This is a genomic window from Methanoculleus formosensis (genome assembly GCF_025384765.1).
Lineage (GTDB): Archaea > Halobacteriota > Methanomicrobia > Methanomicrobiales > Methanoculleaceae > Methanoculleus > Methanoculleus formosensis.
In genome coordinates this window covers 88520-114187 of record NZ_VHLL01000004.1, presented here as the reverse complement: position 1 = coordinate 114187, position 25668 = coordinate 88520, and the positions used below count along the sequence as shown (strand labels likewise).

The window sequence follows — 25668 nt, the reverse complement described above, 5'->3', positions numbered from 1 at the left end:
TGATCTTCTGTGTATCATACGGATAGTGCAGCATCGGAAGGCAGGTGGAAAGGAAACGCTAAGCCACCCCTGCAATGAAGTGCATGACCACGTCCGGCATTCTATGTTCCTACGACGACTTGCCAGGGCCCCGCTCCACGTCTGGACTCTCACAATCGCTTTCGGTAACAGGAAACGCGCCGTCAGAGATTATACGTGATACATCTTTTCAGGCTCCTGCAGCGCTGTCAGTGCCTCATCAGAGTGTTCCGGAGGTTCAATCCCCAGATAATCTCGGTATATTCTCTCTTTATAATCCGCCCCGATCTCGTTGATAGCGGAAATAAATGCGTTATACGTTCCAGCCCCCCCGATTGTATCCCAGAACTCATTGCCGATGAGAACAACCTCGTCGCGTTTCATATCAAACCAGCGGGCCGGGAAACTCCAGGCGTAGTTCTCACGTGAACCATATGGGTTATACGGTAGTGCAAAATAGGCATTATCGACCAGGGGAGGATCCATGCAGTGCAGTTTCAGGATCTTCTCTTTGCTCACCTTGGTCTGGTCGCTGTTAGGTAGCGGTGCTTTTAATTCAAATGCATACCGCCTATTGCTGGCTATATCTTCGACGTAGAGATCGCATATGACGGAGACTGGAATCAGCTCCCCTTTCCCTGCTTTTATGTATTCCAGTTCGGCCCCCCAGTCAGGCTTGATTCTGTCCTCGCTTTTTGGAGAGTGTTCCAGTCTGTTCAGGGTTTCTGCAATTCTGTGAAGACGTTCCTCCCGGATGCATCCGTCAATGCGATGGCCCATCGTACCGTATCCGAGCCCTTCTGTTGCTGCAACGACCGCCAGTTTCTCCCAGACTTTGCCGAAGGGCGTGACGAATCGTCGCTCAAAATGCGATCCCTTGAAAATTTCATCAGGGACGAGTGCTGCGTAGAGAGGCTTTTTTGAGCGGTGTGCTTCCTTTACAAATGGGTCTGAGACGAGGACTCTCTCCATGACGCCGTCCATCATGTCCTGAACTACCTGCTGGATGGCAGCTTTCATTCGTTCTGGGTCAGACATACTCTCCACACCTGTGTATTACAGTTTCCGCCATATGAAGATCGATTCATAGAATTCGGTCGAACGCCTACCAGTTCTCCGGTTCACGTGGCGCTGGATGATATTTTCAACCTCGACATCCAGAGATTCTGCAATCTCGTCGTAGAGGTTCTCCTGGTCGTTTGCAACGACGATCAGGCGACCGTCAGGATGCATCGTTTCGAGAATTCGCCGGAAGACCTCTCCAATGTCTTTCTGGTAGGTTTCTTTCGCGTTTTTGCTCTTTCCATTCGCAGCAGGCCCTATCTCCTTTGCCCGCTTGTCTTCAAGTCCGAGGAGGTGGTACGCGTAGGCGTGCTGCTCGTGATAGTCGATCAGCCCGACATAGGGAGGGCTGGTAATGACGCCGTGAGCCTCAGGAAAATCAACGGTACGGCAGTCTTCGTGATAGACCTCCACACATGCTTTGCTTCGGATGTCTGCAAACGCGGCGACCCGTTTGATCGTATCGGTGCTGTAGCGTTTGAGAAATTTGAACGCTTCCTGGGTCGGCTGGCAGATCTTCCTATGCTTATAGCAGTGATACGGCTCGGTCACGGGTTCTTTGGGAAAGTCTAGATCAAAATGTGTCGTTAACCGTGCGGACCGTGCAGATCGGCAGAGGATGATCTTTAAGAGATCTGCATATTCATACTCACCGGCCTCGATGTAGTAGCGGTAGGTGAGCAGTTCCTCAAGCGCCTGTGGTGCGAACCACCGCTCCAAGTATTCGCTATCGTCAGCGGAGAGGTACGGCTTTTTCGTGCATTCCATCCAGAGCCTCCGCTGCCCCGAGTCGATCTGCGTCGCCGCTTTCACCTTCGCAAGGATGTCCAGGATCTCTCTGCGCACCACGGGAGCGTCGTACTCGGCGGTCTTTGCCTGCGAGAGAAGGACGTTAAAGGCAGAGATGTCATAGCCGATAGCGTTGATACCGAGCTCGTTGGCCTGAACCAGCGTAGTCCCGGAGCCGCAGAACGGGTCGATGACCGTCTGGCCTCTGGAGAAGTATTTTCGGAGGAAGACCTCGACGAGTTGCGGAATATATTTGCCGAGGTATGGGTGAAGACGGTGGACGTGTTTTGTACGCTCCCGTTCAGGGAGGTCTTTCTCGGTCCAGTTGAGATTGAGTTCCTCCAGCGGGGTGGAAGGCGTCACCTCATGCGATCGTGTTGGGACATCTCCTATCGAGTAAATCTTCACCCGTTCTTCTTCTTTCGTGAGCATGTGCTGTCCTGCAATATGGTTTTGTGTTTGATACTATTGGCGGCGACTTCACAAATACATAGTGATCCGGGACACAGCGAGTGCGCTCTTAAGTATCAGCGAAGTTCTTCTCCCCGCAGGGTTCAGAGAGATATTCTTCCCGATCCGAACCGCCAGATTCTTAATCTGATCGACTGGCTCCCCGGGTGCGTGGATCTCGCTCCCGATGGAGGTTGCGGTCGGGCCGATCTTCCTCACCTGACTGGATATGAGGTATACTATTATCAGCGGCTGGGTATATGCGTATTCCCTGAGAACAAGCCGTTTTTCAAATAATCGTTTAAAAGTTGAACAAAAACAAGAAACGTCCCGGCCGGGACTCGAACCCGGGTCGAAAGCTCCGGAGGCTTTCAGGATATCCACTACCCTACCGAGACTGCCATATTATGTTGTGGTGTAAGGTATAAAAGGCCAGCGGAGGGGGCGGGGTTCAGGCCCTCCGCGATTCGTAGAGATGCCAGATCTTGCAGGCTCCTTCGTGGCTGACCATGCAGGGGCCGACAGGGGTGCGCGGGGTGCAGACCTTCCCGAAGAGTTTGCAGTCGGAGGGCCGGGCGACGCCGCGCAGCACTCTGTCGCAGATACAGGCCGAATGCTTCTCCACGTGCCGGATCTCGATATCGAACTTCTTCTGGGCGTCGTAGCCCTCGAACTCCGGCTTCAGGCGGAGGCCGGATGCCGGGATCACCGGGAATCCGCGCCACTCGACGTCATACGGCTCGAAGACCTCGTACATCAGGCGCTTTGCCTTGACGTTCCCCTCCCGGGTGACCACGCGCGGGTAGGCGTTATCGACCCGGTGCACCCCCTCGCGGACCTGCTGCACCGCCATCAGGAGGCCGAGGAGGATGTCTTCGGGTTCGAACCCCGCGACGATCTGCGGGGCGGGGAACCGTTCGTACTCCTCGTAGCCCATCACCGCGCAGACGTGCCCGGGAAGGATGAACCCGTCGAGCGCCGCTTCCCCCTGGGCGAGGAGCCACGCCATCGCCGGCGGGACGAGCCGGTGGCACGAGAGGATCGAGAAGTTCTCCGGCGGGCGGGAGAGGATCGTGGCGGCGACGGTCGGCGCGGTGGTCTCGAACCCGACCGAGACGAAGACGACCTCCCGGTCGGGCTCCTTTCGCGCGATCTCGACCGCTTTATGGACGCCCTGCACCACCCGGATGTCCCCTCCGCTCGACTCAAGCGACCCCTTCGCCCCGGGAACCCGCAACAGGTCGCCGTAGGTGGCGATGGTGCAGCGCCGGTCCACCAGGTCGAGCGCGGCATCGATCTCCCCCTGCGGCGTGATGCAGACCGGGCAGCCCGGCCCCATCACGATCTTGAGACCGTCGGGGAGGACGCTCCGGAGCCCGGCGCGGGCGATCGCCGCCTCGTGGGTGCCGCAGATGTGCATGAGGGTGATATCCCGGTCGACGAGCTCGTGCAGGGTCTTGAGTATATCCTTACCAACCGCCATGAAGAATCCTCATACATATCTCTTGCCGCTCCGGCATAGTTATGTCGGTAACGATACCGGGCGATCTCAGACCGGCCGGTAGAATACGCCTCTCTCCTCGCGCACGGACTCGATCAGCCCGCGGGACTCGAGAACCCGGAGATGTTTCGCGACCTCGGCCGATCTGATGCCGAGGAGTGCGGCGAGATCCGCGGGCGTGCAGGGCCGGCGCCGGATGAGCGCGAGGATGGCCCCAACGGCATCATCGCAGACCGGCGGCAGCGCCCGGTCGGTGCAGCCCACCCCGATCACCTCCCCGCCGAGCACCGCCGCGATCCGCTCAAGCCTCCCCGGCGCCGCCGGCCTCACCCTGATATCGGTGCCGGGCCGGTCAAGGGTGTTCACCTGGACACGGTGAGGCTTGATCGACGCTATGGCGTCTTTGAGGAGCCCGATCTCCTCGTCTGCATCATTCACGCTCGGGACGATGAAGACCTCGAGCCGGACCTCGCCGGGGAACTCCCGGGCGAAGTCGAGCAGCCCCGCGAGCACCCCCTCTGCGGTGAGCCCCGGGTAGGGGCGGTTGATCCGCAAAAAGACCCCTTCCGAGACGGCGTCGAGCGACGGCACGACGAGGTCCGCCCGCATGAGGGCGCTCCTGACCTCCGGGTCCGCGAGGAGCGCGCTCCCCGTCAGGACCGCGACCCGGTAACTTGGGTAGCGGTCTTTGATGAAGGCGATGATCTCGCCGATCCCGGCGTGAAGCGTCGGTTCCCCCGAACCGGCGAACGTAATATAGTCGAGGTCCGGCCCCTTCGCGAGAAAGTCGTCGAGTTCCGCGATGACCCGATCGGTCGGGACGTACTCCCGCCGTTCGCAGGTGAGATTGGTCGTCCGCCCGCACTCGCAGTAGACGCAGTTATGGGTGCAGGTCTTCTGCGGCACCAGGTCTACCCCGAGCGAGATGCCCAGCCGCCGGGAGGGGACCGGGCCGAAGAGATGACGGTATGCCATGTTGTCCTCACCAGTATCCGGCGCGAGAGACTATCAGGCTGCTTATCGCGGCACCCTCAGGTGTCGCCGATCTTGAGCATCCTCTTGCAGAAATGGTCGACCGAAGTGAAGACCGCCGCGTTGACGCCCTTCTCGGTCGGGGGGATATCGGCGGTGACGAACCGGAGCATGTCGGAGTAGTAGTTCAGCGAGGGGTATTTCCTCTGGAACTCGTCGAGACAGAGGGTCGCCTGCCCCCGTCTTCCCCTGAGGAAGGCATACGCGTAGTCTATGAGATAGAGGACATGGCCCGGCATCTTCAGCCGTTCGGCAGCTTTCCGGTAGGTGTTGAACTCCTCCCCCGGGAGGTAGAGTGTGGTCCGGAGGCCGTAGTAGACCGGTTCGAGGTCCTCGGGGAACCTCTGGACCAGGTCGTGGATGAGGCCCATGGCGTCGGCGAGGTCGCCCTGCTCGAACTTGAGGTGGTAGGCTTCCCGGTAGAAGAAGATCTCGTCGGGGAACCGGATGAGGCCGATCTGGAGCATCTTGACCAGGGCTGCGTCGTTCTTCTCCTTTTTGCTCCGCGCGATCCCGGTCTCCAGGAACCAGCGGTTCTCGGGAATCCACTCGGTCGCAAGGAAGATCATCACCCAGAACGGCTCGGCAAGCCATCTGTCCTGTTCGAGTTCGCCCCGGACCAGCCGCTGCATTCCCGGCCGCAATTGCCCGAGTTCCTCCATGTACTGGCGCGCGGCCTTGAGGTAGTTCCATCGTTCCGCGGCCGAGTAGCCGGGTTCGGTTGATCCCTCTTTGTAGAGGACGTAGTAGCAGTAGGCGTACCAGCACCCGACGGCGGCGTCGTGCTTGCGGTAGGGCTGGAGGAAGAGGGTCGCCGCCAGCGGCATCCCCATCTTCATCAGTTTGACGGCGGCGGCAAGGTGGACGCCCGCTTTGCGCTCTTTTTTGCGCTTCATCCCGCAGGCGATCTCGCAGGCGCGGTTGAGGAACTTCAGGTCCTCGGCGCGTTTGCTGGCCTCAAAGACCCGGTACACGATCGCGTCGATGAACTCGTCGTAGCTCGCGTCGGCGATGGGGACGCCCGCACGGTCGAGGAGCATGACGACGTTCCCGAAGAAGACGGGGAAGTTCTCGTCGATGGCTTCGGCATTGGATTCTATGTAGGAGAAGATCTCGGCCTTGGCTTTATCAAGCCGGTTCGAGACAACAACCTCCGGGACGAAGCCGTCAGCCATACTATTCATTTGTGGTGTCGATAGTATAAACCATGCGGATTGGTCCTTTTTGCCGCGAAAGGCTTTCCCGTGCCAGGCGGGGCGGCACTACACCGGGAGGTGCCCGTTCCGAACCTATTTATCGTTCCCGCCGGAACATTCTGTATGTTCGGCGTCTCCACCTACTGTCTTCATCGCGAGCCGCTCGCCGTAGCGCTCGAGAGACTCGCTCCCATCACCGACTGCGTGGAGGTGATGGACGACGGGCTGCACTACCTTACCGGTGCGGAACCGCTCGAGAGCTATTCGTACCGTTACTTCATCCACGCACCGTCCCGGGGGGTCAACATCGCAAGCCTCCTTGAGCCGATCCGGCGGGCGAGCGTCGAGGTCCTGACGCAGGCCTTCGCCGTTGCCGCTGAGGTCGGGGCGGATGTGGTCATCCACCCGGGCTACTACGCGTGGACTGCGGAGCGGGAGCAGGCGGTGGCGAGGTTCCGGCAGTCGCTCTCCGAACTGACCGGAGCAGCCGAGGAACTCTCGGTCACGTTCTTCGTCGAGAACATGGGGAACTGGGAGTACTTCTTCCTGCGCACCTGCGACGATCTGCCGCTCATCGACGGGATCGGGCTTGCGCTCGATGTCGGCCACGCGAACCAGAACGGGTGCCTGGACTGTTTCCTCACCCACCCGGCGGCGCACTTCCACCTGCACGACAACGACGGCACCGAAGATACGCATTCGCCGGTCGGGGACGGGACGATCGACTTTTCGGCCGTGATGAAGGCTGTGCGGAGGAGCGGGGTGACGCCGATCATCGAGGTGGAGACCTTCGACGGGGTGACCGCAAGCATATCCGCGCTCACTGCGATCGACGCCGCGGATGAGGGGGAGTAGGGAGATCCTGCCCGGTTCTCACCCCGGTTTCAGCCGTAACCTTTTATAAGGTAAACCTCCAATATAATTGGTGCGTCACGCCTCAGTGGCTCAGCCGGTAGAGCGCGTCCTTGGTAAGGACGAGGTCGCGAGTTCGAATCTCGCCTGAGGCTTACAGGAGAGCATGTTCGTAAGCCCTCCACCCGTTTTTCGTCCGAATTTACTGTGTATAGTTAATACGCGCACATTGCTGTATGACCATTGACCCGTATCCGGTGCGGTGCCGCACGGACACGATTTGCTCGTCTTCCGGCGGGGGATGGAGTAGGGAGTCCCGAATGGGACAAATATCCTGCCGAGACTATGCCTGTATGGCCATTTCAGCGATGACGGACTCAAGCAACTTTGTCTGAACTTCCTGTCGCTTTCTGATCCGTGCTTCAAGGTCGTCGCAGAGCGCCATGAGGACGTTGACCTTTGCGACGATGCGATGCTGTTCGGCAAGTGGGGGGAGAGGGATGGGCCAATTTTTCAAAGTTGGAGGCTCCCGACGATAACGGCTATCTGGTATCGGCGCATGACCCGTAATCATCCAGCGTGCGCATAAATCTAACTCCGGTGTTCTCCTGCCCGGGATGCGCTCGCGCCTGACACAACCGGCCCGACATCGTGGAGGTGGAACCCCACTCCACCCGTGCCGTCCGTGACCGGCGAAAAACCCTGCACTTCGCCGGCACCCGCCCTGATCGTCGTGCGTCACCGGCGTCGCACTATTGGTTTTGTGCGACACTGAACTACGATCCGTGTCGCACAAACATTGTTGTGGGTCATGGGCGTCGCACAATCATTTTTGTGGGGCCATATACCCCGGTTTGTGATCCACAAGAATCTCGTCTGCAGGTAAGCCTTCCCAGGCCGGTTCGCCCGTGACGGCCGGGTACACCGCCCTGTCCCGGGCGCGGGCGTGGCCGCGCCTGACCCATCCAGCCCGACATCGTGAGGGTTAAACCCCTGCCCGACAAACCGATCAGCCACTCATGCCACCCGTAACCGACGGCGACACCCTCCTCCTGCACTTCACCAGCACCCGCCCCGACGGCGAGGTCTTCGAGGATACCCGCTCGGGCGAGCCCGTCAGGGTCACCCTTGGGGCGAACCAGATCAACCCTCTCTTCGAGGAGGCGCTGATGGGAAGAGTTCCGGGCGAGACGGTGACCGTGGTGCTCCCCCCGGAGAAGGCCTACGGGAAGTTCAACCGAAAACTCGTGGTCACGGTGAAACGGACGAAACTGACCCTCGACCACGAACCGGTTGTCGGCGAGTTTGTCCGCGTCGAAGTCATGGGCAAACCCTGTCTGGTGACTGTCCTCGACGTGGACGAGAAACGTATCACCGTCGACGCCAACCACCCCCTTGCGGGAGAGACGATCACCTACGCGATCACCGTCGAGGAGATCCTGCCGCGGGACGGCTAGAGCCCGGCGAATCTCCCGGCAACAACCTTCATAACCGGGTACGATCGATAGGCGCCGCTGTCTGGAGCGGTCATCATGAAGGTAATCGGAATTAACGGGAGCCCCCGGGGCGAAAGAAGCGCCACCCTGCGTCTCATCATCGCGGTCCTCGACGGCGCGAAAGAAGAAGGAGCAGATATCGATCTCGTGAACCTCATAGACCTCGATATCAAATTTCGGAACGCTTGCAGCGCCTGTTTCCAGGAGGGCAGATGCGTTGAGGAAGACGATTTTCCGGGGTTGTACGCGAAGATCAAGGCTGCCGACGGGCTTGTGCTCGGGTCGCCCGTGTACATCGACCATGTCACCGGCCAGATGAAACTGTTCATCGACCGTATGGCCGATGGAATCCAGTGTCAGGCATTCTCGGGAAAGTATGGATGCTCGGTCTCCACCTCGGGCGACCATGCCGAGCAGGAGGTTGCTAAATACCTGAACCACTTCCTCCAGATGCTCGGTGCGACACCGGTCGGCAGCGTGGGGGTCGCGATCCGAAAAGACCGGGATACCCTGACCCGGTCGGAAGAGAGTGCACGTGAACTCGGCAAGACACTCGCTGAAGCGATCCGGACCCGACGGCAGTACCCGGAGATCGAAGCGTTCCACGAACGGTATCAGAAAAAGTTCGAAGCGGTCATCACCGGGGAAAAACCCGAATGGCCGGGTGATTACGAGCGCTGGGTCGACCAGGCCTGGGTCTGGTGAACCCGCGGCCTGATCGTTCACAGATCACCCGGATAAGCTCCTTCCGGCCAGATACGAACCTTGAGCCGAAAGAGAAGATCCGGTCTGGGAGTGAAGAGCCGTCGCCGCCTCTACGACGGCTGCGGTTCTCTCCCCGGAGCCGTGGACAACCCGGCAACGCCGTTCACCGGGATGGAGAAGACGATAGCCCGGGCATCGGTCTGGGGGCCTGCCTCGGCGACGATCGCCTCCATGATACTGCATCTCGCCTCCCCCTTCGCGACGATCAGGATCAGGTCCTTCTCGGGCAGGATGGTCACGCCGAAGAACTTCTCCATCTCCTTTGCGCCGGTGCCCCGAGCGTGGACGACGGTTCCTCCCGTAGCTCCCGCACCCTTGGCCGTCTCCATGACGACATCGGCAAACCCCCGGTTTGCAATAACCACGATCAGATCGTGCTCTCCTCTCTCTTCCATAGGTTGTTCTCCCCTCTTTATCTCCGATATGCCGAGCAGGTCTTTCACTGCCTGAGCTCCGCAGACGCTGCGGACGGGCAGCGTGAAAGCGATGCCGCGATTGGGTTTATCCGGGCCCACCACCTCGCCGACCCGCCCGAGCAGGACGTCTGACGCATCTGATGACATCGTGCTGAAGAGTAGCGTCTTCTCCGTCTCCCCGAGCCCCAGGAAACCCAGGATCTGAGAGTTTGCCGTGCCTCTTCCGTGGGTCAGCAGGTTGAACGTCACACCCTCGCGGGTGAACAGGTCCATGACCCGTTCATCCTGCCCGCGGTCGAATATCGTGACCATCAGGACAAGCGGTGTGCCGGGGGATCTCTCGTGCAGCATTCTTCTTCCTCGTTACAGATCAATGATCTCGGTATTCTCCTTCTCAAAGGTTTCCCTGGCCTGCTTCCTATCCGCGGCCTCTGCCCTCCGCATCTTGATCTGGTAAACCAGCCCGATGACCTGCACGGTTATCAGCGGCATCATGGCCACGAGACCGATGATGCCGAACGCATCCAGCAGCAAGGGGCCGCCCACGGCATCGGTGGCTCCGAGAGCGAACGGGAGCAGGAATGCCGCCGCCATGGTGCCCGCGGCCACACCGCCGGAGTCGAACGCGATCGCGGTGAAGATCTGGGGCACACAGAACGTCAGCAGGAGGGCGATAGCGTAGCCCGGCAGGAGGAAGTACCAGATCTCGATGCTCGTAAGGATCCGGATCATGCCAAGAACAAGGGCAATCCCGACACCGATCGAGAGGGCCAGCATCATGACCCGCCGTGAGACGGCGCCGTGCGTGAGGTCCTCGATCTGCTTGTTGAGGATATGCACGGCGGGCTCCGCGGCGACGATGAAGGAACCGATGACCAGACCTAACGGGACCAGGATCCAGTTGTTGGACAGCGACGCGATGGCATGGCCGAGGTAGGTCCCGGCGGGCATGAACCCGATGTACACCCCGGTCAGGAAGATCGTGAGCCCGAGGAGGATGTAGACGAGCCCCACGCCGATCCGGATCAACTGGCCCCGGGGCAGTTTCAGGTTTACGACCTGGAACGCCCCGAAGAAGACGAGGATGGGCACCAGGATGAGGCAGACCTCCAGGAAGAACCCGACCATCCCCCCGGCATACAGAGCCGCAAGTTCCCCGATGCTGTTTGCCGTGGCGGGGGTATCAAAGGCGTAGCCGGTGCTGGTGGGGTCGAAGAAGACCCCCATGATCAGGACCGCCAGGATCGGCCCTATCGAGCAGAGGGCGCACAACCCGAAACTGTCCTCCTCGGTACTCTTCCCTGCACGAACCGCCGAAGCGCCGGCGCCCAGTGCGAGGATGAAGGGCACGGTGATGGGGCCGGTGGTGACGCCGCCCGCATCGAACCCCACGCCCATGTACTCCGGCGCGGTGAACGCGGCGACGATGAAGACCAGGGCGTAGGTGAGGATGAAGATGTGGGAGATCCTGACCTGGAAGAGGATCCGCAGCATGGCGATCACAAGGAAGATACCCACGCCGAAGGCGACCGTGCCTGCGAGAACAAAGTCCGGCACGGCGGGGACCTGCCGGGTCAGCACCTGCAGGTCGGGCTCCGCCAACGTCAACGCCAGGCCCAGCAGAAAACTGACCAGGATCATCAGCCAGAGGTTCCGCGACTCGGTCAGTTTCGCGCCGATCAGTTCGCCCATCGGCATCACGGCCATGTCGGCGCCGAGGGTGATGGCACCCATGCCCAGGATGAGCAGGACGATCGCCGGGAGGAAGAGCACCAGCGTGCCGGACGGCAGGGGGGCTAGAGTGAAGTGAAGCAGAAGGACAATAGCTGCAATTGGCAGAACGGACTGTGCCGACTCTTTAAATTTATCTACCAGCGCTCTCTGCATGCCCTGCGTCCCTCATATAGTTCAATACCTGGCGGATATATTTCTTCGCGATACATCTCGTCGGAACGGCTGAGCGGCCGCAATGAGAGGACGCCATAATCGCCCGGCCCCCTCGTTTTCGCCCGGATCTATTCCAGCGGATATTTATACCGCCCAGAATGACCTCTTCTCATGAAACCCGGTTTGTCCGGAGACGGAAGGCCCCCCTGGCGGCAGGTGATCGCCGGCCTGCTCGCACTCCTGTTCGTCGTTCTCGCCCCCATCGCACTCTCGGGCTACCCCTCCCCGGACACTGAGCCGGTGCACGTCAGGATCCTCGCGGTCAACGACTTCCACGGGCAGCTCCCCGACGGGCAGAAAATCAACGGCGAACCGGCCGGGAGCGCCCCGGTGCTTGCGTCATACCTCAGATCCGCGGCGGCGAACGGCACAACCACGTTCATCGCGCTCCCGGGGGATATCGTCGGGGCGTCGCCGCCCGAGTCCGGGCTGCTGCTGGACGAGCCTGCCCTGCTCTTCTTCAACGGCCTCGCGGACGGCTCGCCGGGGACGATCGCGACCTTCGGCAACCACGAGTTCGACCGGGGCACGGACGAACTGCTACGGCTGGTCCACGGCGGGAACGGGGCGACAGCCCTCACCCGCCCGGTAGACCCCTACCCGGGCGCGGCAGCGGAGTACGTCTCCTCGAACGTGGTCTGGAAGACGAACGGCACCCTCCTTGCTGCTCCCTACACCATCCACGACGCCGGCGGTGCAAAGATAGCGTTCATCGGCGCCACGACCGTCGAGGCGCCCTCGATAGTGAAGGCGGCGAATATCGAGGAGGTCCGCTTCGAAGACGAGGTTGAGTCGATCAACCGCTATGTCCCGGAGATCCAGCAGCAGGGGGTGCACGCAATCGTCGTCCTCCTCCACGAGGGCGGAGAGCAGGAGTCCTACGACGGCCCGACCCGGGAGGGGGAGAACGTCACCGGCAGGGTCGCCGGGATCGTCGCCGGCCTTGACGGGGACGTGGACGTTGTCCTCTCGGGCCACACCCACGCGTTCACCAACGCCTACCTGGAGAACGCCGGTGGAAACCCGGTGCTGGTGACGCAGGCGTACAGTTACGGCAGGGCGTTTGCCGACGTCGATATCGTCATCGATCCCCTCACCGGCGATGTCGTCCATGCGTCGGCACGGGTCGTCCCGGCGCACAAAAACGGCACCAGTCCCGACCCGGAGGCCCTGGCCCTGCTTGAGGCCTGCGAAGCGGCGGTCGAGCCGCTGACGGCCCGTGTCGTAACGACAACATCCGCTGATCTCACGCGGCTGCAGACCGATGCCGGCGAATCCGCGCTCGGCAACCTCGTCGCCGACGGCCAGCGGGCGGCGATGGGCGCCGATATCGCGTTTGCCACCACCGGCTCGCTCCGGGCAGAGATCGCGATGGGGAGCGTCACCTGGGGCGACCTGTATGCGGTGCAGCCGTTCTCGTCGACCGTCCTCTCGATGACGCTCACGGGCGAACAGGTCCGGGAAGTCCTGGAACGGCAGTGGGAGACCCCGCTCCCGCCCCATAACCTTGCCGTATCCGGGCTGACGTATACCTTCGACGAGAGAAAGCCTGCTGGGGATAGGATCGTCGATATCCGGGTGAACGGCACCCCGCTCGACCCGAACGGGAGTTACACGGCGGCGATGGTCGATTTCCTCGCAACCGGCGGCGATAAGTACACCGTCTTCAGGGAAGGGACGGATATCGTCAACGGCCCGTACGACGTCGATGCCCTGGTCGCGTATATGGAGTCCCTCCCGGAGCCGGTGGACGCGAAGCCGGAGGGGAGGATCGCGAAGGCGGGGCAGGGCGTTATTTGACCGATACCGTCCACGTCTCCCTCCGGTCGGGATTCTTCCCTTACCCTTTAGTATCCGTCTTTTGAGATCCAGAATATTTTCTACCATACTTTCGTCGATGAGGTTGGAGCCCATCCGTTCGTGAAATTCGTTTCGGGGTGAGGATATCACCGTTCCATGATCATGGGGCGGCAACTGGCCTAACGTATATATAACGCCGCTTCCCATGAGCCGCCGGAGGTCATCTGATATGCCTGAATTTGCACAACCGTTCTCCGGGAACCGTATGGAGCGCAGACTGGACCGGGGAGAACTCATCAGGACGATCCGGTTCTCGATCGCCGCCGAGTACGAGGCGATCCAGTTCTACAACCAGATCGCCGAGTCGACCGACGATCCGCTGGTCCAGAAGGTGATGCGCGATATCGCGGACGAGGAGAAAGAGCATGCGGGAGAGTTTCTGCGGCTTCTCCGTGAGATTGAGCCCGGCGAAGAGGAGTTCTACCGGCACGGCTACGAAGAAGTCGAGGAGATGATCGAGGAACTCAAGAAAGGCGGGAAGTGATCCCGGCGGGTCTACCGGCGCCGGAGACCCGGCCCGCCGGATCCGGTTGTTACGATGCTTCCCGTAAATGCATACACTCAAATATGACTTCGCGTGAAACATCAGGCAATGGCAACTCACACCCAGACGATCGCGGAGAGGGTGGTGCAGAAATGCGAGATGCTGATCGACCGGGTGGAGTTCATCGATCGGCATCTCTCCGAAGAGATCCTCACCGACAGGATACTCAGGAAGGCGATGTACAAGGAGTTCCAGGAAGCGGTCGAAGCCGCGGCCGACATCTGTGCCCTCACGAGGCGCAGCCTGGACTCTTCGGCGCAGGACGACTACAGCAACGTCGACTACCTGGTCGAACGGGGGATCGTTCCGGCGGGTCTCGGCCAGTCCCTGAAAGAGGCAAACGGTCTCCGGAACCGGCTGGTCCATGAATACGACGGCATCAACGACCGGATAGCGTATGCCTCGATCGCACGGCTCACCGAAGCCCTGCGCGAATTCTCCGGGGTGATACTCACGTGGCTGCAGAGATGACCGAACTTATCGAGCACTTCCGTGAGGTGCTGCCGTCCATCAGGGGTATCCTCATCTACGGATCGCACGTCAAGGGCTACGCAGACGAGCGCTCAGACATCGACACCTGCCTCATCCTGCACGAGGACGTCGACCGCGCTCCGGTCTACAGGCGGATGCTCACGGCGGGGGGGCGCTACGATATCGTCATCTTCGACGAGATCCCCTGGTACCTCAGGGGCGCGGTCCTTGAGGCGCACACGGTGCTCTACGCCGACGATCCGGACGACCTGGACTACTGGCTTTACCGGCATCTTGCCGTCTGGCGCGACATGAAGCACCGGCAGATGCCGGTCTCATCAGGGGATCTGCTCCGCCGCGTCCGATCGTGAAGTTTCTCCCGCCCGTCACCTGATCCTGCAGGACTCCTCGTAGGACTTTTTGCAGTCAGGGCAGAGCGTCCTCGCCTTCTCGAGGTCCGGGTAGTTCTCTTCGGTGATCTCGTCGCAGGCCGCCCCGCAGATCTCGCACCAGTGCTCCTTCGTCTCTGCCTTCTCTTCGCCTTTCAACTTGCGTTTTGCCATGCTGCTCTCCCTCCGGGTGGTGCTCGCTCGTCCTCATCGTGCATATGCTTTCGGGTCGGCCCACCGCACCGCCCCGGTGAGGCTGCTCCCCATCTCCCAGAACTGTTCCTGCACCCCCGCATCGAGGGCGAGGGACGACGGCCGCTTCCACCGGTTCTCCTCGAAGTAGCCGCCGCTCGTCTCCCCGGCATCCGGGGAGAGGGCGAGGTGCACCTCGACCTCCGCCCCCTTCTCCGGCGGTGCACCGCCGTCCCTCCCGCCGGTGTAGGCCCGGAGGAGTTTCGTATCGATCACCCCCGGGTGGAGGCTGTTTGCCGTCACCCCCGTCCCCTCGAGCGTCCGGGCGAGCCGGGCGGTGAAGGCGACGACCCCTAACTTGGAGACCGCGTAGGCGTCGTAGGCGTCGTAGTCCGGAAAACCCGGAAGGTTCCCCCAGTCGACCGACCTCGCGCTCCGGTGAGCGATCGACGCGACGTTGACGATCCGCGCCGGAGCGCTCCGCTCAAGGAGCCCGAGGAGTTCGTGGGCGAGCAGGACCTGCGAGAGGAAGTTCACGGCGAACGTCATCTCGATCCCTCCGGGAGCAACCGCCCGCTCCGGCATGAAGACCCCGGCGTTGTTGATGAGGACGTCGAGCCGGTCGTACGCCCCGGCGACTTCCTCCGCCAGCCTCATGACCTGTTCCTGCACCGAGAGGTCGGCGATGAAGAGATCGAGCCGGTCGGCGCCGGTGTTCTCCTCCAGTTCCGCAAGGACCTTCCTGCCCTTCTCCGGGTTCCTGCCATGGAGCAGCACGCGATGACCCTGCCGGGAGAGCTCGCGTGCGGTCGCCTCTCCGATACCGTCCGTCGAGCCCGTGACGAGGATGGTTCGCTCCGCCATGGGCGGCCCGGGTGCATGCCTGCTATTTGAACGTGGCGGTGCAGCGATTCGGTGCGCTCCGCGGCACATATCCCGCAGCGGTGCACCATAAGTGGGTTGATCGCCCGGTGGTGGTGCTGATGGAATCAAAAGGGTGATATACTGCACCACAAACCTGTACTGTATGGTGCGATACTCGGTCACGATGGATGACGACCTCGTGGAAGCGATCGACAGGATGCGCGAATACCGGGGTGTGTCCCGGTCGGAATGGCTCAATGACCTCTGCACGAAGTACCTCAACGGTGCGTCCGCAAAAGGCGTGCAGACCGCGGTTCCTGCGGGGGTACAGCCTGCAAACGCCCGGGAGCCGAACATGACCGACTACGAGGCCGCCTGCGCCAACTTCAGGATCGACGTCCCCGAGCAGTTCAATTTCGGCTACGACGTGATCGACCGGTGGGCCGAGACCGACCGGAACAAACTGGCGATGATCTGGGTCGACCAGGAGGGAAACGAGAAGAAATACACCTTCCGCGATCTGCGGTACCTCTCGAACGGCGCCGCGAACATCCTCCTCAAGTTCGGCATCAAGAAGGGCGACCGGGTGATGCTGATGCTCCCGCGTGTCCCGGAATGGTGGATCTTCGTCATCGCGCTCATCAAACTCGGCGCGGTCTTCTGCCCCTGCCCGACGATGCTGACCCCGAAAGATATCAAATACCGCATCAAGGCCGGGAAGTTCCGGATGATCATCACGAACCTGGAGAACGCCGAGAAGATCGACGAGGTCGCCGACTCCTGCTCGCTGCTCGACACCCTCTTCCTGGTGGACGGAGAGCGGGAGGGCTGGGCGAGTTACCTGCACGAACTCGAGTATCCCGCGCCGGTATCGCACCACAAGGTCAGCATGCCGGTCGCGAAGAGGGCGAGGGCGACCGACCCGATGCTGATCTACTTCACCTCGGGCACCACCGGCGAGGCCAAGATGGTGCTGCACAACAACTCTTATCCGCTCGGGCACATCATCACCGCCTCGCTCTGGCAGGACGTCACGGAGAACGACCTGCACCTGACCTTCTCCGATACCGGGTGGGCGAAGTGCGCCTGGGGTAAGATCTTCGGCCAGTGGATCGCCGGGGCCTGCATCTTCGTCTACGATATCCGGGGGAAGTTCGGCGCGACCGAGCTCCTTCCGCTGATCGAGAAGTACGAGGTGACCACGTTCTGTGCACCGCCGACGGTCTACCGGATGCTGATCCTGGCCGACCTCGAGAAGTTCGACTTCCGCGACCTGCGGCACTGCTGCAGCGCCGGGGAGCCGCTCAACCCCGAGGTGATCCGCGTCTGGGAGGACGGCACAGGAGAGGCCATCTACGAGGGATACGGCCAGACGGAGACCGTCTGCTGCATCGCGACGTTCCCCTGCATGAAGCATAAGCCCGGCTCCATGGGGCGGCCCGCCCCCGGCTGGCATATCGAGCTCCACGACGACGACGGCAAGGTGGTCGGCGCCGGGGAAGAGGGGCGGATCGCCGTCAAACTCAACCCCCGGCCGGTCGGGCTCTTCGTGGAGTACCTGGACAACCCCGAGGCGAACCGGGAGTCGTTCCAGAACGGATACTACTACACCGGCGACAAGGCACGCATGGACGAGGACGGCTACTTCTGGTTCATCGGACGTAGCGATGATGTCATCAAGTCGTCCGGGTACCGGATCGGGCCGTTCGAGGTCGAGAGCGCCCTCATGGAGCACCCGGCCGTGCAGGAGTCGGCGGTCGTCGGGTCGCCCGACCTCATCCGCGGGATGGTCGTCAAAGCCTTCATCGTCCTGAAGGCCGGTCACCAGCCGTCCGAATCGCTGGTCAAGGAACTCCAGGCGCACGTCAGGAACACCACCGCTCCCTACAAGTATCCGCGGCTGATCGAGTTCGTCCCGGAACTCCCGAAGACGATATCCGGCAAGATCCAGAGGAACGTCCTGCGGGACCAGGAACTGCACATGAGCAACAACGGGAACTGAGCGGGGTTTCCTCTATTTTTATGGGCTTGATGGTGCACAGGCTCGCATCGTATTGACTGTCTCAAGAGAGTTCGGAGACCTCGAAACATGGCAAGCAGAGCGGCTGAATTGAGGAACATATCACAGCGCAGTGAACCGTGGGGACTGCGCACCTTGCGGTGTTCGAGTTTCGCTCTTCGCTCACGCCTCGAACCCCTCTGGGCTTCTCAAACTCCTGTCCAATGGACAGTCGTTCTCCGGAACGTCGCCGGTCCAAGACTATCGTCTTCTCCAGCGACGTCCCATAGGACATCGCCTATCGCCACGCACTAGGAGGCCGGAGGCCGGGCGGGGTGGGGTTTGTACGTTTACAGGTAGAGGGTAGAGACAGGGGAGGGGGGATACTCCCCTCCCCGTCAGCCCCTCCCCCAATGGGGATATTCCCTCGGAATCCGTGTCCGGGGCGTACCCAAAGCGCACACATGAGTGCCCTCGGTGTGAGTTCTGTTGATCTATCCGAGCCGATACTCAATCACTATCACGTGCGATGCCAGTCTCTGCTGCACCACTCCCTCAAAAAACGCACCGCCCCAAAGGGCTAAGTAACCGGGAGCCAGGCTCCCCTCGCTCGAAGAATTTTGTTCTTCTCACGCTCCCGGCGCGAAGGCCTTCGGCCGGTCGCGTTCAGGAGGTCTCGGCTCAGCAGATCCGTTCAATAAAATTCTCAAGGATCTTCAGCCCCACCGCACCGCTCTTCTCCGGGTGGAACTGGACGCCGTAGGTGAGCCCGCTCTTGACCGCCGAGGAGAAGGGGTGGATGTAGGTGGTGCTCGCGATGGTGTAGTCCGGTGCGGCCGCCGCATAGTAGGAGTGGACGAAGTAGACGTACTCCTCCTCGCGGAGCCCGTCAAAGAGCGGGGTCGCCGGGTCGACGTGGATGGTGTTCCAGCCCATGTGGGGGACCTTCTCCCCGGCGGCAGGCACAAACCGTTTCACGTCGCCCGCAACAAGGCCGAGCCCCCGGTGGACGCCGTGCTCTTCGCTTGAGTCCATCAGCATCTGCATCCCGAGGCAGATCCCGAGGAGCGGTCTCTCGTTCGCGGCAGAGAGGACGGTCTGTGCGAGTCCGCCGAGCATCTCCATCCCCTCCCGGAACGCCCCGACGCCGGGGAGGACGATGCCGTCGGCGGCCGCTATCGCCTCCGGGTCGGCCGTGATCGTCGGCGCCGCCCCCGCCCGCTCGAGGCCCCGGAAGACGCTGTGCAGGTTGCCGAGACCGTAATCAATTATAACTATCCTCTTCTTCATCGGCATCTCCCCGTTTCCGCCAGAGCCCGCGCTCGATCCAGTCCCCCGGGAGGCCCTGCTTCTCCTGCCACCCGGTAAGTCTCTCTCTCCAGATCTCCAGGAGTTCGGGGTGGGACTCCTCGATGATTGCAAACGTCGCAAGATCGCTTGAGGGGCACATGAAACACCCGATGCGGTCGAGCCCCCGCTCGTAGAGGGTGTTGTAGGGCGCCTTCTCGCGGAAGATGTAGAGCCAGACGTGCATCGCCGTCCACTGCTGGATCGGGGCCGCCGAGAGCTGTTGCGGGACGTTGCCGTTCCGCCAGACCCGCCTGCTCTGCATCCGCTTCACCGACTCGTACTTCCGCTGCCCGATGAACGAGAGGCACTCTCCCCAGTTTTCGCTGATCAGGCGGCCGATGGGGTGGAGTTTGCAGACCTTACAGCACCAGCGGTGGTCCACGGCCGGCGGGCCGCTCTCCTCGAATTTCTTCCAGAACGTCTCCTCGTCGCAGACCCGGAGAACCGGAAGGCCATAGCGTTCCGCCACCGCGTCCACGTTCTCGCAGGTCTCGGGGAACTCGAGCCCCGTGTCCGCGAAGAGGAGCGGCACCGGGCCGAGCGCTTTTAAGACGACGAGCAGGGTCGCGAGGCTGTCCTTGCCGCCGGAGTAGGAGACCGTCGGCCTCTCCGGGTTCTGCTCCGCGACCTCGCGGACGAACCGGACGCTCCTTGCCTCGTACTCCGCGAGAGCCGGTTCGTTTGCTCTCACGGCGTCGTCCCACGTCGCCTCGCCCGGCACGCAGACCGAGGCGACGTTCTTCCTCGTCCTGACGATGACCCCCCGCTCCATCGTCCCGGCGGCTTCGGCGTCGACTCTTGATCTCCCGACGCCGATGCACTCGCCGGCCTTCGTCAGGATGAAGACCTCGTCGCCCTCGCGGACGGCAGGGTCGATCGAGACGAGGCCCGGTGCGAGAACGCTTGCCCCGGAGTCACGGATGGACGGGATCGCGCCGTCGTCGATGACCACGTAGCGCTTCGTCGGCCGCATGTAATTCGCGGCGGCCGGGCGCGGCAGGGGTTCGTAGCGGCGCTCGTCGGGGATGTAGCGGACCGCGCCCACGACCGCCCCGCCGAGGACGATCTCATCCATGCGGTCCTCAGCGGGAACCTTGTTCAGGAGTGCTATATGGCCCTCCGGTATCAGCGGTGCTCCGAAATGTTCGCTGAATATGCGGTTGATCCGCTCGATGTCGTCGGGGAACGCGGGCCGGGCGTCTCCCGGCGGCGTGACGGCCACCGGACGGGTGGGGGCGCCGCAGGCGCAGACCCCGGAGAGCACAGGAGTATGGCATGCGTCGCACCAGCAAAGCAGGATCTTACCGAGATAGATACGGGGCATTCGCATATCCGTTGGGGTGAAGCGAATAAAAGGCTTGGTGTATTCCACACCGTTCCCGCCGTGCTCTCTCCGGCGGCGGTTTTGCCCCGCGAGAGGGCCGGCGATCCGGCTCGCCGCACCGGCGGTCGGGATCCGGGCCGAGCATCTCGATTTGCGGGGACCGGGCTCTCTGGACGCAGTGGAGAGGGGGATAACCATTAAATACAACCCCTGCGTCATAGTATTATCATGGTCAATCATGTAGAATTATGCTCGCCGGCTGTCAGCCGCCGCTTCAGCAATTCTACGCCGATAGATAGGGAGAACTCGAACGTACCAGGATCTCCCGTCATGATGATCGAGCGTATGCCCCCGTCCGGAACCGCCGGACGGGGGATGCGGGGTGAAGACGATGCATGAGAGCAGGGGTGCAAAGATGGCGCCGATGCGGGTTGCAGGAAGACCGCTACGAACGACCGAGATACTCGGGCTGTTCATCTTCATACTTATGGCGGTCGTCATGCTTGCGGTCGGTGCAGCACTCTTCTGCGCCTGGCTCGCCGAGCCTGGCTCGGCACCTGTAGGGACGCCGGCCGATACCGGCCCGATACCCGGAAGTTTCACGATCCCGGCCGTGCCTCTTGTGATAGGCGTCCAGGTGCTGGGGGCGCTCGCTCTCGTCGTACTCTACATGATCTCCAGTGCCGGACGCAGGGCATAGGGCGCTCCGGTGCGCCCTCCTCTTCCGTAGCGGGCCGGATACCGGGAAAACCTTTCTTATTTTGGCCTGATTCTGCTTATGGTGGCGGACTGTCCGTAAAATTTATATCTAGCCCGGCTAACATCAGAATTATCCCACCTCGGGAGGGAGGTGTGTCATTTATGGCAAAGGACATGAAGCCCCAGGGCAAGAAGCAGGAGAAGAAGGCGGAGAAGGTTCAGGACAAGGCTAAGAAGAACTGAGCCTCCAACCTTCACACTCTCTTTTTCCGGCCGGATCTCCGGTCTGATATACCCTTTCTCCCCCACGTCGTATTCCCGACGACCGGGCGTCTTTACCGGAATCGCCGCGCCGCCCCCTCGATCAGGACGATGACCGGCACGATCTCGAGCCGTCCTGCCCACATAACCAGGATGAAGAGCCACTTCGCCGCCGGGCTCATGCCGGGGTTCACAAACCCGGTGGTGATCCCGACGCTGGATGCGGCGGAGACGACCTCGAAGATGATGTCGGCGGAGTCGAACCCTCCCTGCGGCGCGAGATGGAGCAGGAGGAGGGTGGCGACCGCGACCATCAGAGCGAAGAGCAGGACGACCAGCATGCTCTTCGAGACCTCGTACTCCGGGAGGTGCGCGAGGATCGACCGCCCGTCGTGCCGGAGCGCCGTGATCGCCCGCCCGCCGGCGTGAAGCCGCCGGAACCACCATACGAGCACATTGAGGCCGAGGATGACCCTGCCGAGTTTGATGCCGCCGGCGGTACTCCCCGCCGACCCGCCGATGAACATTAGCGCGGCAAGGACCAGCACCGTCGAGCCGTACCAACTCCGGGGGTCCGCGTTCTGGAACCCGGTACAGGTGATGCCGCTTACCGTCATGAAGATACCCTGCCGGAGCGCCTCGGGGAGGGCGAGGAAGGAGATGGTCGCGAGGTCGAAGGTGACGGCGGCGCACCCGGCAAGGATGAGTGCGAAGAGGAGGAGTGCCTGCCGGTCGGTGAAGAACCCGAACGTCTTTTTGTAGTAGAGGAGGAAGTAGAGTTTGAACGGCAGCGCTCCGGCGATCATGACCGGGACGACGAGCATCTCGAGCAGCGGACTCTCGTAGTAGAGGATACCGGCCGTATGCACCGAGAACCCGCCGGTCGATATCGCTGTCATGACGATGTTCACGGCGTCCCAGAGGGGTATGCCCGAGAGGAGGACGAGCCCGATGCCGAGGGCCGTGAGCACCAGGTATATCCGCCACATCTCGATGGCCGTGGTCACGACGCCCGGCATGAGCGCCTCAGACCGCCCTTCCGAGCGGTAGAGCCGGAACCGGGTCACACCCGACCTGCCTGCGAGAGCGATGGTGAACGCGACGATCCCGAGGCCGCCCATCCACTGGGTCAGCGATCGCCAGAAGAGGATCGTCTTCGGCGCGGCGTCGACCGATGGGAGAAGGGAGAACCCCGTGCCCGTCCAGCCCGACATCGCTTCGAAGACGCTGTCGGTATAGGGGAGGTCGAGGCCGAACGTGTAGGGCAGCGCGCCGATCAGGGCGGCAATGAGCCAGATCAGAGCGACTGCAGAGAGTGCAACGGAGAGGCGGGCCTCTCCCTCCGCCTTCGGGATGCCGGCAAGCCAGAAACCGAGGATGCCGAACCCCGCCGGCGCCGAGGCCATCGGGAGGAGGTACCCGGCCTCGCCGTACCAGAGACCGACCAGGAACGGGGTGCAGGATACCAGCGCTATGAAGAGGAAGATGAGCCCGAGGTCGGGAGCGATGACCGCGAACTGACTGGTTGCCGTCGGCAGCATCTTTCTGCCGGGGAGGTCCGGAACGAGGCGATCTTTTTTTTGGGCCACCATGCACCCGATGCGGTTCGACGGGATCTCCGGCCGCACTACGGAGATACGCGTATCGGTTATCTAGATTTTGGTCACCTGTGCATCACCAGTCCCGGGTGCCGATCGTTTTTATCCTATCAAAATTATACTAATGCCAGAACTGTTTGTCCCGGCAGATGACGGTTCGTGCCCGCGCCGTGCTCGTCGACCTCGCGGGAAACGCCGTCCGCCGGAGAATCCGATGGGGCGATACACCTGCCGGACGATCGCGGAGACCGGGAGCATATCCGGCTACCGGAACTGTTTGGTGAACTATGGAGAACCCACAAGACGGATCACCGGCCGACCTTCTTGAGATTCTGGAGGACGCCGCTTCAGCCCTTGACCGCCGGTCGCGGGAGAGGCTGGCGGCGGGCATCGAGGCCCTGCTCGATGAAAACCGTGGCCTTAGCGCCCGTGCCGCTCGCGCAGAACTGGAACGCGATGCGATTCTTGCCGCCGCCGGCAGGCAGGGGATCGTTTACGATGCCGGCGGCGGGGTGATCACGGCAGGCCCGGGCGAGGAGGACCGGATAGCCCGGGCGCTACTCGGGAGGAACGGCGTATCGCTCAGGGACTCCGGCGGCGAACCGGTTCCCCCCGACGACCTCCCGGGGCGCCGGGCGCTCAGGGGAGAGCGGCTCTCCTCCTGCCGGTACGCCGTCCACGACCCGGACGGCGAGGAACTCCACGTCGTCGTATCCGCTTCGCCGGTCGTCATGAATGGCGCCGTCTCCGGCGCCGTCGTAACCTGGCAGGACGTCACCGACGCGGAGCAAACCCGTCGCCGCCTCGCGGATGCGAACACCCTGCTCGAGGGGCTCTTTGAGAACCTCGGCGACATCGTCGGCGTCCAGCTGCCGGACAGGACGATCCTGCGCTACAACCGCGCCGGCTACGAGATGCTCGGGATGACGCCGGAGGAGGTGGAGGGGCGGAAGTGCTACGACCTCATCGGGAGGACGGGGCCCTGCTCGGTCTGCGCGACGGAGCTTGCGGTCGCGAGCAAGAAGCGGGAGGTCGTGGAGAAGTTCGTGCCCGAACTCGGGCGGTACCTGGAGTGCCGCTCAAGCCCGATCCTCGACGAGAAGGGCGAGGTGGCGTTCATCGTCGAGCAGCTCTACGACGTCACCGACCGGAGGCGTGCCGAGGACGAACTCCGGGAGAGCGAGGCGACGGCCCGGGCGCTCCTGAACGCCCCGAGCGAGATCATCGCTCTCCTCGACAGGGAAGGCCGGCTCATCGAGATCAACGAGACGACGACACAGCGATTTGCGCGCAGCCGGGAGGATCTCCTCGGCCGGAGCTTGTTCCAGCTCTTCCCGGCGGATGAGGCGGCGGCGTACGCGGCACACCTCAAGGAGGCCGTCGCGTCGGGCCGACCGGCACGGTTCGAGGATGCATGGAAGGGGCGGCTGTATGACATCGTCCTCTACCCGGCCGCCGACGAGCGGGGCAACGTCATCCGGGTTGCGGCGATTGCGCGGGACGTCACCGGGAAGAAGCGGGGGGAGGACGCCCTGCGGAAGCGGACGCACGACCTGAACGAGCGGGTGAAGGAACTCTCGATCCTGTATGAGATATCCCGGATCATCGAACGGCGATCGGAGACCTCACTCGATGAGGTCTTCCTTGAAGTCGCCCGGGTTCTCTCCACCGGCTGGCAGTATCCGGAGGATACCGTTGCGAGGATCACGGTGCACGGGTGTCGGTTTGCAACGGAACGCTTCGCGGAGACGCCCTGGCGGCAGGCATCACCTATCGTCGTCCTCGGGGAGACGGTCGGGATGGTGGAGATCTGTTACCTCCACGAGAGGCCGGAGAGGGACGAAGGGCCGTTCCTTGCCGAAGAGCGGGCGCTGCTCGATACCGTCGCCAGGCGGCTCGGAAGCATGATGGAGCGGTTCCAGGCGTGGGACTCCCTCGAGAAGAGCGAGTCACAGTTCCGGGAGATCATGCAGCAGAGTTTCGATATGATCTACACCTGCTACCACGAGGGCGGGATCGCCTACATCTCCCCGGCGGTGACCCGCGTCCTCGGCTACGCTCCCGATGAGATCATCGGCAGGAGGTGCCGGGACTTCGTCGTCCCCTCGTCGCTCCCGGCATGGGAGGAGGGGCGAGCGAAGATCTCCTGTGGCGAGCCGGTCGAAGGGCTCGAGATCGAGTTCCGCCGCAAAGACGGGTCGGTGACCTGCCTCGAACTGAACGAGTCGCCGATCGTTCGCGACCGGTCGGTGATCGGTGTTCACGTCGTCGGCAGGGACATCACCGACCGGAAACAGAACGAGCATCTCCGGCAGCAGGCGTTCGAGCAGATCGAGCGGAACATCGAGCAGTTCGCGGTCCTCGGCGACCATATCCGCCAGCCGCTCCAGGTGATCCTCGGCATGACCGAGCTGATCGACGATGGAGCGGCTACGGGGAGGATCCGGGAGCAGGTCGACCGGATCAACAGTTATATCCTGCAGCTGGACCGGGGCTGGGTCGAGTCAAGACAGGTCAGGGAGTTCCTGCGGCGGCACGAACTGGCGTAAGGGATGGAGGCGCGTGCCGCCGGTCCGTCTCATTCTGCCGTAAG

The 25668-nt window shown here is 62.2% G+C and carries 23 protein-coding genes and 2 tRNA genes; 11 read left to right on the top strand and 14 right to left on the bottom strand.

From position 1 onward, the window contains the following. Nucleotides 1-189: 189 nt before the first annotated feature. The 6 genes from FKB36_RS08685 to FKB36_RS08660 all read right to left on the bottom strand — a co-directional run bounded on the left by FKB36_RS08685 (nucleotide 190) and on the right by FKB36_RS08660 (nucleotide 6027). Nucleotides 190-1056 carry a TdeIII family type II restriction endonuclease gene (locus tag FKB36_RS08685; RefSeq protein WP_261597666.1) on the bottom strand — a complete coding sequence of 289 codons (867 nt, stop codon included), beginning with the start codon at nucleotides 1054-1056 and terminating at the stop codon, nucleotides 190-192. Nucleotides 1057-1074: 18 nt separating this feature from the next. Beyond that, nucleotides 1075-2301: a DNA methyltransferase gene (locus tag FKB36_RS08680; RefSeq protein WP_261597665.1), complete on the bottom strand. Its 1227-nt coding sequence runs from the start codon at nucleotides 2299-2301 to the stop codon at nucleotides 1075-1077. 344 nt (nucleotides 2302-2645) lie between these two features. Then, nucleotides 2646-2717, bottom strand: a tRNA-Arg gene (locus FKB36_RS08675). 53 nt (nucleotides 2718-2770) lie between these two features. After that, the gene (hypD, locus tag FKB36_RS08670) at nucleotides 2771-3802 is read right to left on the bottom strand and encodes a hydrogenase formation protein HypD (RefSeq protein WP_261597664.1); all 1032 of its coding nucleotides are present in this window, start codon (nucleotides 3800-3802) and stop codon (nucleotides 2771-2773) included. A 66-nt stretch (nucleotides 3803-3868) separates the two neighbouring features. Continuing rightward, nucleotides 3869-4795: a radical SAM protein gene (locus FKB36_RS08665; protein ID WP_261597663.1), complete on the bottom strand. Its 927-nt coding sequence runs from the start codon at nucleotides 4793-4795 to the stop codon at nucleotides 3869-3871. A 56-nt stretch (nucleotides 4796-4851) separates the two neighbouring features. Beyond that, on the bottom strand, nucleotides 4852-6027 hold the full coding sequence (locus tag FKB36_RS08660; RefSeq protein WP_261597662.1) for a hypothetical protein: 1176 nt from the start codon (nucleotides 6025-6027) through the stop codon (nucleotides 4852-4854). Between the two features lie 144 nt (nucleotides 6028-6171). Between FKB36_RS08660 and FKB36_RS08655 the strand changes: the two genes are divergently transcribed. Next, a complete protein-coding gene (locus tag FKB36_RS08655) occupies nucleotides 6172-6903 on the top strand; it encodes a sugar phosphate isomerase/epimerase family protein (protein ID WP_261597661.1) in 732 nt (243 codons plus the stop codon). Nucleotides 6904-6982: 79 nt separating this feature from the next. After that, a tRNA-Thr gene (locus tag FKB36_RS08650) sits at nucleotides 6983-7055 on the top strand. Between the two features lie 188 nt (nucleotides 7056-7243). On the opposite strand, the gene FKB36_RS08645 is transcribed toward FKB36_RS08650, so the two are convergent. After that, a complete protein-coding gene (locus FKB36_RS08645; RefSeq protein ID WP_261597660.1) occupies nucleotides 7244-7417 on the bottom strand; it encodes a restriction endonuclease subunit S in 174 nt (57 codons plus the stop codon). 502 nt (nucleotides 7418-7919) lie between these two features. Here FKB36_RS08645 and FKB36_RS08640 point away from each other — a divergent pair. Both FKB36_RS08640 and FKB36_RS08635 read left to right on the top strand, forming a co-directional pair. Next, nucleotides 7920-8357 carry an FKBP-type peptidyl-prolyl cis-trans isomerase gene (locus tag FKB36_RS08640; protein ID WP_261597659.1) on the top strand — a complete coding sequence of 146 codons (438 nt, stop codon included), beginning with the start codon at nucleotides 7920-7922 and terminating at the stop codon, nucleotides 8355-8357. A gap of 75 nt (nucleotides 8358-8432) precedes the next feature. Then, nucleotides 8433-9101, top strand: a complete 669-nt coding sequence (locus FKB36_RS08635; RefSeq protein ID WP_261597658.1) for a flavodoxin family protein — start codon at nucleotides 8433-8435, stop codon at nucleotides 9099-9101. A gap of 110 nt (nucleotides 9102-9211) precedes the next feature. Here the strand turns inward: FKB36_RS08635 and FKB36_RS08630 are convergent, their stop codons facing one another. Next, nucleotides 9212-9928 carry a P-II family nitrogen regulator gene (locus FKB36_RS08630; protein ID WP_261597657.1) on the bottom strand — a complete coding sequence of 239 codons (717 nt, stop codon included), beginning with the start codon at nucleotides 9926-9928 and terminating at the stop codon, nucleotides 9212-9214. Nucleotides 9929-9940: 12 nt separating this feature from the next. Next, nucleotides 9941-11464 carry a DUF1538 domain-containing protein gene (locus FKB36_RS08625; protein ID WP_261597656.1) on the bottom strand — a complete coding sequence of 508 codons (1524 nt, stop codon included), beginning with the start codon at nucleotides 11462-11464 and terminating at the stop codon, nucleotides 9941-9943. 171 nt (nucleotides 11465-11635) lie between these two features. Between FKB36_RS08625 and FKB36_RS08620 the strand changes: the two genes are divergently transcribed. From FKB36_RS08620 to FKB36_RS08605, 4 genes are all read left to right on the top strand, one after another. Next, nucleotides 11636-13324 (top strand): bifunctional metallophosphatase/5'-nucleotidase, encoded by a 1689-nt coding sequence (locus FKB36_RS08620; RefSeq protein ID WP_261597655.1) that lies wholly within the window; start codon nucleotides 11636-11638, stop codon nucleotides 13322-13324. A gap of 229 nt (nucleotides 13325-13553) precedes the next feature. Continuing rightward, on the top strand, nucleotides 13554-13868 hold the full coding sequence (locus FKB36_RS08615) for a ferritin family protein (RefSeq protein ID WP_261597654.1): 315 nt from the start codon (nucleotides 13554-13556) through the stop codon (nucleotides 13866-13868). 108 nt (nucleotides 13869-13976) lie between these two features. After that, a complete protein-coding gene (gene hepT / locus FKB36_RS08610; RefSeq protein WP_261597653.1) occupies nucleotides 13977-14399 on the top strand; it encodes a type VII toxin-antitoxin system HepT family RNase toxin in 423 nt (140 codons plus the stop codon). After that, nucleotides 14384-14770, top strand: a complete 387-nt coding sequence (locus FKB36_RS08605) for a nucleotidyltransferase domain-containing protein (protein WP_261597652.1) — start codon at nucleotides 14384-14386, stop codon at nucleotides 14768-14770. Before hepT ends, FKB36_RS08605 begins: the two co-directional genes overlap by 16 nt. A gap of 15 nt (nucleotides 14771-14785) precedes the next feature. Here the strand turns inward: FKB36_RS08605 and FKB36_RS08600 are convergent, their stop codons facing one another. Next, nucleotides 14786-14962 carry a hypothetical protein gene (locus FKB36_RS08600; protein ID WP_261597651.1) on the bottom strand — a complete coding sequence of 59 codons (177 nt, stop codon included), beginning with the start codon at nucleotides 14960-14962 and terminating at the stop codon, nucleotides 14786-14788. A 33-nt stretch (nucleotides 14963-14995) separates the two neighbouring features. Continuing rightward, entirely contained in the window at nucleotides 14996-15844 is an 849-nt protein-coding gene (locus tag FKB36_RS08595) for an SDR family NAD(P)-dependent oxidoreductase (protein WP_261597650.1), read from the bottom strand. A gap of 163 nt (nucleotides 15845-16007) precedes the next feature. Here FKB36_RS08595 and FKB36_RS08590 point away from each other — a divergent pair, with 163 nt between their 5' ends. Then, nucleotides 16008-17846, top strand: coding sequence for an AMP-binding protein (locus FKB36_RS08590; protein ID WP_261597649.1), 1839 nt, complete (start codon nucleotides 16008-16010; stop codon nucleotides 17844-17846). 678 nt (nucleotides 17847-18524) lie between these two features. Here FKB36_RS08590 and hisH read toward each other — a convergent pair. Next, entirely contained in the window at nucleotides 18525-19133 is a 609-nt protein-coding gene (hisH, locus tag FKB36_RS08585) for an imidazole glycerol phosphate synthase subunit HisH (protein ID WP_261597648.1), read from the bottom strand. Further along, nucleotides 19108-20517: a phosphoadenosine phosphosulfate reductase domain-containing protein gene (locus FKB36_RS08580; RefSeq protein WP_261597647.1), complete on the bottom strand. Its 1410-nt coding sequence runs from the start codon at nucleotides 20515-20517 to the stop codon at nucleotides 19108-19110. The genes hisH and FKB36_RS08580 overlap by 26 nt, the downstream gene beginning before the upstream one ends. Before the next feature lie 391 nt (nucleotides 20518-20908). On the opposite strand from FKB36_RS08580, the gene FKB36_RS08575 reads away from it, so the two are divergent. Further along, the gene (locus FKB36_RS08575; RefSeq protein ID WP_261597646.1) at nucleotides 20909-21217 is read left to right on the top strand and encodes a hypothetical protein; all 309 of its coding nucleotides are present in this window, start codon (nucleotides 20909-20911) and stop codon (nucleotides 21215-21217) included. Between the two features lie 334 nt (nucleotides 21218-21551). Here FKB36_RS08575 and FKB36_RS08570 read toward each other — a convergent pair whose 3' ends face one another. Continuing rightward, a complete protein-coding gene (locus FKB36_RS08570) occupies nucleotides 21552-23069 on the bottom strand; it encodes a TrkH family potassium uptake protein (protein WP_261597645.1) in 1518 nt (505 codons plus the stop codon). Between the two features lie 293 nt (nucleotides 23070-23362). On the opposite strand from FKB36_RS08570, the gene FKB36_RS08565 reads away from it, so the two are divergent. After that, nucleotides 23363-25624: a PAS domain S-box protein gene (locus tag FKB36_RS08565; protein ID WP_261597644.1), complete on the top strand. Its 2262-nt coding sequence runs from the start codon at nucleotides 23363-23365 to the stop codon at nucleotides 25622-25624. The last annotated feature ends 44 nt before the right edge of the window (nucleotides 25625-25668 follow it).

Bases quoted from the DNA above. Each gene is read 5' to 3' on its own strand.
- FKB36_RS08580 (WP_261597647.1), bottom strand. From the start codon at position 20,517: ATGCCCCGTATCTATCTCGGTAAGATCCTGCTTTGCTGGTGCGACGCA.
- FKB36_RS08615 (WP_261597654.1), top strand. From the start codon at position 13,554: ATGCCTGAATTTGCACAACCGTTCTCCGGGAACCGTATGGAGCGCAGA.
- FKB36_RS08680 (WP_261597665.1), bottom strand. From the start codon at position 2,301: ATGCTCACGAAAGAAGAAGAACGGGTGAAGATTTACTCGATAGGAGAT.
- FKB36_RS08565 (WP_261597644.1), top strand. From the start codon at position 23,363: ATGGAGAACCCACAAGACGGATCACCGGCCGACCTTCTTGAGATTCTG.
- FKB36_RS08625 (WP_261597656.1), bottom strand. From the start codon at position 11,464: ATGCAGAGAGCGCTGGTAGATAAATTTAAAGAGTCGGCACAGTCCGTT.
- FKB36_RS08660 (WP_261597662.1), bottom strand. From the start codon at position 6,027: ATGGCTGACGGCTTCGTCCCGGAGGTTGTTGTCTCGAACCGGCTTGAT.
- FKB36_RS08685 (WP_261597666.1), bottom strand. From the start codon at position 1,056: ATGTCTGACCCAGAACGAATGAAAGCTGCCATCCAGCAGGTAGTTCAG.
- hisH (WP_261597648.1), bottom strand. From the start codon at position 19,133: ATGAAGAAGAGGATAGTTATAATTGATTACGGTCTCGGCAACCTGCAC.
- hepT (WP_261597653.1), top strand. From the start codon at position 13,977: ATGGCAACTCACACCCAGACGATCGCGGAGAGGGTGGTGCAGAAATGC.
- FKB36_RS08620 (WP_261597655.1), top strand. From the start codon at position 11,636: ATGAAACCCGGTTTGTCCGGAGACGGAAGGCCCCCCTGGCGGCAGGTG.
- FKB36_RS08630 (WP_261597657.1), bottom strand. From the start codon at position 9,928: ATGCTGCACGAGAGATCCCCCGGCACACCGCTTGTCCTGATGGTCACG.
- FKB36_RS08570 (WP_261597645.1), bottom strand. From the start codon at position 23,069: ATGGTGGCCCAAAAAAAAGATCGCCTCGTTCCGGACCTCCCCGGCAGA.
- FKB36_RS08595 (WP_261597650.1), bottom strand. From the start codon at position 15,844: ATGGCGGAGCGAACCATCCTCGTCACGGGCTCGACGGACGGTATCGGA.
- hypD (WP_261597664.1), bottom strand. From the start codon at position 3,802: ATGGCGGTTGGTAAGGATATACTCAAGACCCTGCACGAGCTCGTCGAC.
- FKB36_RS08590 (WP_261597649.1), top strand. From the start codon at position 16,008: ATGGTGCGATACTCGGTCACGATGGATGACGACCTCGTGGAAGCGATC.
- FKB36_RS08635 (WP_261597658.1), top strand. From the start codon at position 8,433: ATGAAGGTAATCGGAATTAACGGGAGCCCCCGGGGCGAAAGAAGCGCC.
- FKB36_RS08640 (WP_261597659.1), top strand. From the start codon at position 7,920: ATGCCACCCGTAACCGACGGCGACACCCTCCTCCTGCACTTCACCAGC.
- FKB36_RS08575 (WP_261597646.1), top strand. From the start codon at position 20,909: ATGCATGAGAGCAGGGGTGCAAAGATGGCGCCGATGCGGGTTGCAGGA.
- FKB36_RS08600 (WP_261597651.1), bottom strand. From the start codon at position 14,962: ATGGCAAAACGCAAGTTGAAAGGCGAAGAGAAGGCAGAGACGAAGGAG.
- FKB36_RS08665 (WP_261597663.1), bottom strand. From the start codon at position 4,795: ATGGCATACCGTCATCTCTTCGGCCCGGTCCCCTCCCGGCGGCTGGGC.
- FKB36_RS08655 (WP_261597661.1), top strand. From the start codon at position 6,172: ATGTTCGGCGTCTCCACCTACTGTCTTCATCGCGAGCCGCTCGCCGTA.